The organism is Phenylobacterium sp., from assembly GCF_041916435.1.
Taxonomy (GTDB): domain Bacteria; phylum Pseudomonadota; class Alphaproteobacteria; order Caulobacterales; family Caulobacteraceae; genus Phenylobacterium.
In genome coordinates this window covers 1-1,225 of sequence record NZ_JAYRZM010000027.1, presented here as the reverse complement: position 1 = coordinate 1,225, position 1,225 = coordinate 1, and the positions used below count along the sequence as shown (strand labels likewise).

The window sequence follows — 1,225 nt, the reverse complement described above, 5'->3', positions numbered from 1 at the left end:
AGCACGACCGACGTCTCTGACGCCTCCAGATCCAGGCGGGCGCTCAGGTTTGAACCTGCCCCCTGGTCCCTGAGCCAGCCGGTATAGAGCCCTTCCAGCATGGCCGCGAAGGCGGCGGGCCACAGGCCTTCGGCGTCTTCGGCGATCCGCCACGGCCCGGCCTCGTGGCGGATGACCAGGGTCTGGCCCTTGTCCTCAAACGCCACCAGCCCCCAGTCCAGCTCGGCCAGGCGCGTATTGGCGGCCTCATGAAGCTGGCCCAGGGTCTCGGTTGGGGGCAGGGGGGCGGTCCTGGCCATCCGTTCGCCGGTCTGGCGCAGGAAGCCGCGCGAGGCCTCCGCCCCGACATTCTCGAACAGCTCGCCGGCCAGGGCGGCCAGGAAGCCGCGCCACTGGGGCGCGACCTGGCGTTCGGCGTAGTAGGCGAGGCGGGGATCATCAGGCGTTTGCATGTTCAGCGTCCTCCAAAGGTCTTGCGCAGGAAGACCCCGAGTTTGAACTCGTTGTACTGGCCGAAGGTGTCGAGGCCGGCGTGGCCGCCGAGCGTCGTGCTGCGCCCGATGCGGTACTCGCCCTTGACCGCGCCGGAGACCCCGAAGCCGGAGCGGCTGGTTCCCGCATGGACCGCCTGGACCTCAGCGGACTGGCCGGCGGCGTAGGTGATCTTGCCCTGGCGGGCCGGATCGGTGGGGAAGATCGGCGAGGGATCCTCGCTATAGGCCGAGAAGCCTGGCGCCAGCTTCACGTCCCAGCTCCAGCGATCACCCTTGGCGGTGTAGCTGACCGGGAAGGACAGGCTGACATACTGCTGGGGGCTGAAGTATCCGCCCTGGCCCAGGCTGAAGTGGCGCAGGTTCTTCTCATAGGCCTGGGCGTTGAGGTTGGCCCCTAGCTTCACCGCCCCGTGCTCGCCCTGATAAGCGGTGACATAGCCGCCCAGATTGACTTCGTAGCCGGTGTTGCTGGCCACCCCGCGCCCGGTGAGCCGCTTGGCCGCGACCTCGCCATAGGCGCCGATGCCATTGCCCCGGTCGTAGGAGGCGCCGAGCGTCACCTGGTCCTTGGTGACGCCGCCCCAGCTCTGGCCGGTATAGGCGTCCTTCAGGCCCGCATAGGACAGCACGCTGTCGGTGACCGCGCGCCGCTCCAGGCCAAGCTTGAGGGCGGCGGGGCCGAGCTTCGGCGTCCATTGCAGGCCCCCGACCACGGTGGTGTGGCCAAAGCC

General features: G+C 69.0%; 2 protein-coding genes. Both read right to left on the bottom strand.

Annotated features, from left to right (window positions below):
* Window positions 1-452: cellulose biosynthesis protein BcsD (gene bcsD / locus ACE3TA_RS22590; protein WP_374576577.1), on the bottom strand; the 452-nt coding region annotated here is incomplete at its 3' end.
* 2 nt (window positions 453-454) lie between these two features.
* Window positions 455-1,225: cellulose synthase subunit BcsC-related outer membrane protein (locus ACE3TA_RS22585; RefSeq protein WP_374576576.1), on the bottom strand; the 771-nt coding region annotated here is incomplete at its 5' end.